This is a genomic window from Fulvivirga aurantia, assembly GCF_009711475.1.
Lineage (GTDB): Bacteria > Bacteroidota > Bacteroidia > Cytophagales > Cyclobacteriaceae > Fulvivirga > Fulvivirga aurantia.
In genome coordinates, this window is sequence record NZ_SMMD01000663.1 from 1 (window position 1) to 5,308 (window position 5,308).

The window sequence follows — 5,308 nt, forward strand, 5'->3', positions numbered from 1 at the left end:
TTAAAAGAAAAGCAAGAAGAAATAGAACCGTAGCAAGGGTAAGACAAGAAACTATACAGAGACTTAACAGCAAGCCTGTTATCGAAACTGTAGATGTTGAAAAGATAAAAGAAGAGTTTAAAAAGAACGCTTCTAAAAAATCTGATAAAAAAGAAGAAGCGAAAGCTGAAACTCCTGCAAAGGAAGAAAAGAAGGCTCCTGCTAAAAAAACTACTGCTAAGAAAGCAGAGGCTAAAAAAGAAGATAAGCCTAAAGCAGAGAAGAAGCCTGCTGCTAAAAAAGCTGCAGCTAAGAAAACTGAAGATAAGAAAGACGACAAATAAGTCTTTTCTACAAATAATATTGCTAGCCTCAATCGAAAGATTGAGGTTTTTTTATTGTATTAACCTGAGGTGCGACTACCTAACTCAATGACTTGCATATTGCTTATTTCCTGAGCTTTTAAGTCGAATTTTACCAAGGTTTTAGTACGATGAAAGCCATGAATACCGGCAGCTCCGGGATTTATATGTAGCATATTATTTTTGGCAGGGTCACGCATGATTTTCAGAATGTGCGAGTGGCCGCATATCATAATATCAGGTATACGTTCTTTTAATATCCGTTTCGTTCGAGGGTTGTATTTAGGCGGGTAGCCACCAATGTGTGTTATCCAGATGGAGAGACCTTCGACAGTAAACCACAGATCTTCTGGGCAAATCGCTCTGACATCTTTACCATCTATATTGCCATAGACCGCGCGTAGTGGTTTAAACTCTTCAAGCTGGTGAATTATGGCAGCTGTGCCTATGTCACCAGCGTGCCATATTTCATCACAATCGTCAAAGTGCTTAAATACCTTAGGGTCAAGGTGGTTATGTGTATCTGAGAAAAGTCCGATTTTCATATTTGTACAATAATTACCATTTAAAAAACTTCTTTCCCTTCGGTGTGATTTGCCGTTGAGATCGTAAGGAAAGAATTATATGTTTGAAGTCATTTTTTACTTTACAGGTAGCAAATTTAGTATTTTAATAAGCGAATAAAAGCGCATGAAGTTGAGTCGAGTAGGCAGCTGGTTGGCCGCATTTTTTATATTCACACCTATATTTTCATTTAGTCAGGTTAAGACCTTCGATGCCATACCATCGAGCTCGGCACCAGTAATAGATGGTAACCTTGATGACGAAGCCTGGAGTCGGCTGAATAATGGCTTGGTATTTACTGAATTTTCTCCCAACAATGGGCAGCGGTCAGAATTTAGAACAGCTGTTGATATTGTGTATACCGACAAAGGCATCTATGTGGCGGCTAAACTTTATGATGATCAGCCCGATCAAATTTTACAAGAGCTTGGCGCACGAGACGATGATGGTAAAAATGCGGACGAATTTGGTATTTTATTAGATACCTATAATAACGGACAGAATGCTTTTTTCTTTAAAGTGAGTGCTGCAGGAGTGCAGACAGATATTTATTACTCCGGTGGTGGAAGAGACCGAAATTGGGATGCTGTATGGAAAAGTGCAGTTAAAATAGATGAAGACGGTTGGAATGTAGAAATTGAGATACCGTATTACGCCATTAGGTTTGCCAAGCAAAAGCATCAGGTTTGGGGGCTAAACCTTTACCGCAATGTTCAGCGTATGAGACAAACCTCTTACTGGAACCCGGTAGACAATGCAGTGAGAGGTTTGGTAAACCAGTCTGGTAAATTGGTTGGCCTAAAAAACATAGAACCGCCATTAAGACTTTCTTTCTCACCTTATATTACGGCTTTGTACGATCACAGTGCAGCCGCTGCCGAGGGTAAAGCCTCAATAAGTGGTGGTATGGACCTTAAATATGGGATAAATGAGAGTTTTACACTTGATGTAAGCCTCATCCCTGATTTTAGTCAGGTAAGGTCAGACGACCAGGTGCTTAATCTTTCACCTTTTGAAGTACGCTTCAGTGAAAACAGACCATTCTTTACCGAAAATACCGATATTTTTAATCGAGGAGGCCTTTTCTACTCCAGAAGGGTAGGGCAGTCGAAAGGGTTGGTATTTGAGACCGGAGATGAGGATGAGGTAATAAGCACACCTGGAAATGCCCCGTTGATTAATGCTACGAAACTTTCAGGTAGAACTAAAAAAGGTACTGGTATAGGTTTTTTTAATGGGTTGACCAGGAAAACCTATGCTGAAGTGGATGTTCCGGATTTGCAATATGGAAAAGTTTATGATGAGGAGCAGCAAGATAGCATTTATGCTGTGTACAACCGAGAAGAAGTGCTATATGACCCGCTTACAAACTATAATGTACTTGTGGTGGATCAAAATCTTAAAAATAACTCAAGTATTGGCGTAATAAATACAAGTGTAATAAGGTCGGATGGTGGAAGAGATGCTAATGTAAGCTCGGCAGATGCATCAATTTATGATAAGACAAATACTTACCGAGTAGGCGCTCGGGTAGCAATAAGTTCTATATTTGATACGGACTCGGAAGGAGAAAAAACGACAGATGTAGGCCATAGATATGCAGCCTCGTTTTCTAAAGTAAGTGGTACATGGCAATATAGTGTGAGCAGAAATGTTGAGAGTGATAATTACCGCATCAATGATATGGGCTTTATCAGGTCAAATAATGAGCTAAGCCATTCAGCAAGATTAAGCTACAATATATTTCAGCCGTTTTCCATATTCAACGATATGAGACATAGGGTCTATTTTAACCACAGTCTGCTGTATAAACCCAGAGAGTTTGTCACCTACAATGTGGGGTATAACGGAGATGCCCAGTTTAAAAATTTCTGGGGTGTGGGCTATGGTGTTAATTTCATTCCGGAAGGCGAAAATGATTTTTTCGAATCGAGAAATGAGCTGCCTTTTGTACAGCCCTGGGCATGGAATTTTAATCTAAGAATGTATACTGATAGCCGTAAACCCTTGTTTTTTAATGTATGGGGCGGTAGATGGTTCAGGCCGGAGTGGTCGCAGAAAGACTTATATATGGGTGCCTTCTCAAGACTTAGGGTAAACGATAAATTGTCAGTGACGTATAATGTGAGTCGCAGCGAAAGCCTGAAAGACATTGGATATGTTTCAGTAAGTGATGAGGTGAGAGAAAATGAGAATATCTCAGAAGAGGCCACTGTGTTTGGAGGTAGGGATATCGTAAATACAGAAAATAGACTTGGTTTGAACTATACGTTCACAAATAAAATAGCCCTCAATGCAAGGGTGAGACACTTGTGGAGCAAGGTTTCTTACGAAGATTTTTATCAACTCAACGAAGACGGAAGCCTCACTGAGGAAGATTATAATGGTGAGGATAGTGATGGTGTGCCTAACCATGACATTAACTTCAATGCCTTTAATGTTGATTTGAATTTTAGTTGGCAGGTAGCACCGGGTAGCTTTTTTACAGTAGCCTGGAGAAATGCAAGCTTATTTTCTACTGAAGATACAGAAACGGATTTTGCCAAGAACTTTCAACAGGTTATAGATCAACCACATAGCAATAGTTTAAGCTTCAGGCTTACTTACTTTATCGATTACATGACTTTACGCAGAAGTATTTAGCCTGACTGTCATGATGGTGACCCAATTCCATTAAACTTTTGGTGTTTCAATCAGTTTATTAGTTTTGCAGCCTAAAATTAATAGCTATGTCACTTACCCCGTCAAATATGCTACCTCTGGAGACGGAGGCGCCTTCATTTAACCTGCCTGATGCTATCACAGAGCGTAATATGTCTTTGGAAGACATAAAAGGCGAAACGGCTACGGTTATCATGTTTATTTGTAACCATTGCCCGTATGTGAAGCACGTACAACCTGAAATCGTAAAGCTGGCAGAAGACTACATACCTGAGGGAGTAAAATTTGCAGCAATCAGTTCCAATGACGTAGAGAACTACCCGGAAGACTCTCCTGAGTTGATGAAGGAGGAGGCTAAAAAATGGGGCTATGCTTTTCCTTACTTATATGACGAAACTCAGGCGGTTGCCAGAGCCTATGATGCTGCCTGTACACCCGATTTCTACGTTTTTGACAAAGACTTAAAATTAGTTTATCGAGGCCAGCTGGATGAGTCAAGACCAGGTAATGAAAAAGAACTCAACGGCAAGGATCTGAGAAATGCTTTAGATGACCTTCTGAAAGGGAATCCTATTACAGAAGACCAAATACCTAGTCAAGGGTGTAATATAAAGTGGAAGAAGTAAGTCGTAGGTTACTCACCTTTGATATATGATTCTACTTCTTTAGCAGTTTGTCGTGCTGTGCGACCAACACCGATAAGTGTAGCTGAGGCATAACCGGTCCAGCTACCATAGCCAACCAACCATAGTCCGTCAATTTCCTGAGCGCTGGTTAGATTAGTTTTAATTTTGGCAGGTTTTGTGCCATTAAATAAGCCGGAAAGGTGATCTAGAGAGGCTTTAAAACCTGTGCACCAGATTACGCTATCAAACTTTTGCTTTGTGCCATCCGCCCAAACCACACCATCTTCGTAAAAGGCTTCAAAAGGTCGTTTACTGTGAAGTACATCACGATCTCTGGCATCTTTTACACTTTCAACCATTACAACATCACCCAAGGAGCCTGCAGGTTCGATCTTTTTACCCTCTAATTTGGCCTTGTACTGCTTTGTCGCAAACTCAAATAAATACCTTCCATCAACCTCATCAGGAAGCAGTTTCGGCTCCTTTAGGGTTACCCACGTGGTAGCGTGTGTTTTAGATAATTCTGCTAGTATTTGTGCGCCACTGTTTCCACCGCCTACCACAAGTACTTCATGGCCATTAATTTGATCAGGGGAAGAGTAGGCAGAGGAATGTAATGATTGCCCCTCAAAGCGTTCAAAGTCCTTTATCTCTGGTACATAAGGTTTCTTCCAGGTACCTGTAGCACTTATTAGGGCTTTTGTGTTATAAGTACCCTGGTTTGTCGTTATTTCAAACCCTTTATCTGATTTACTAACTCGCTCTACCTTTACCGGACGATGAATGGGCAGTTTATATCTTTTTTCGTAATCTGTAAGATATTGTATCACATGGTCTTTAGAAGGGTACTCTTCTTTAGCCTTTGGCATCATCCAGCCCGGTAATGAACTATGCTCGGCAGGAGAGAAGAGCTTTAGAGAATCCCACGTGTGGAGCCAGGCGCCTCCTGGAGTTTCCTGCTCATCTAGAATCACATAGTTTAATTTGGAGCGTCTCAAAAAATAGCCGCAAGCCAACCCACTTTGTCCGCCACCTATTACCACTACATCGTATGTCTTTTCGCTTGTCATACTGCTGCAAGTATAGGTATATTTATGTCAATGAAGAAACCCCTAT

5 protein-coding genes are annotated in these 5,308 nt (G+C 40.8%); 3 read left to right on the plus strand and 2 right to left on the minus strand.

All coding sequences use genetic code 11. The annotated features are described in order from the left end of the window. The coding region (locus E1176_RS20580) for a hypothetical protein (RefSeq protein WP_185152676.1) at nt 1–323 on the plus strand (323 nt) is incomplete at its 5' end. 59 nt (nt 324–382) lie between these two features. On the opposite strand, the gene E1176_RS06795 is transcribed toward E1176_RS20580, so the two are convergent. Continuing rightward, the gene (locus E1176_RS06795; RefSeq protein ID WP_155209851.1) at nt 383–886 is read right to left on the minus strand and encodes a metallophosphoesterase family protein; all 504 of its coding nucleotides are present in this window, start codon (nt 884–886) and stop codon (nt 383–385) included. A gap of 145 nt (nt 887–1,031) precedes the next feature. On the opposite strand from E1176_RS06795, the gene E1176_RS06800 reads away from it, so the two are divergent. Beyond that, nucleotides 1,032–3,548 (plus strand): DUF5916 domain-containing protein, encoded by a 2,517-nt coding sequence (locus E1176_RS06800; RefSeq protein WP_155209852.1) that lies wholly within the window; start codon nt 1,032–1,034, stop codon nt 3,546–3,548. Between the two features lie 86 nt (nt 3,549–3,634). Then, entirely contained in the window at nt 3,635–4,192 is a 558-nt protein-coding gene (locus E1176_RS06805) for a thioredoxin family protein (protein WP_155209853.1), read from the plus strand. Nucleotides 4,193–4,200: 8 nt separating this feature from the next. Here E1176_RS06805 and E1176_RS06810 read toward each other — a convergent pair whose 3' ends face one another. Further along, complete coding sequence (locus E1176_RS06810) at nt 4,201–5,262, minus strand: ArsO family NAD(P)H-dependent flavin-containing monooxygenase (protein ID WP_155209854.1); 1,062 nt, start codon at nt 5,260–5,262, stop codon at nt 4,201–4,203. Nucleotides 5,263–5,308: the final 46 nt, after the last annotated feature.

What these genes read in the sequence shown, in the direction of transcription:
- E1176_RS06795 (WP_155209851.1), bottom strand. Translation starts at nt 886, where the DNA reads ATGAAAATCGGACTTTTCTCAGATACACATAACCACCTTGACCCTAAG.
- E1176_RS06810 (WP_155209854.1), bottom strand. Translation starts at nt 5,262, where the DNA reads ATGACAAGCGAAAAGACATACGATGTAGTGGTAATAGGTGGCGGACAA.
- E1176_RS06805 (WP_155209853.1), top strand. Translation starts at nt 3,635, where the DNA reads ATGTCACTTACCCCGTCAAATATGCTACCTCTGGAGACGGAGGCGCCT.
- E1176_RS06800 (WP_155209852.1), top strand. Translation starts at nt 1,032, where the DNA reads ATGAAGTTGAGTCGAGTAGGCAGCTGGTTGGCCGCATTTTTTATATTC.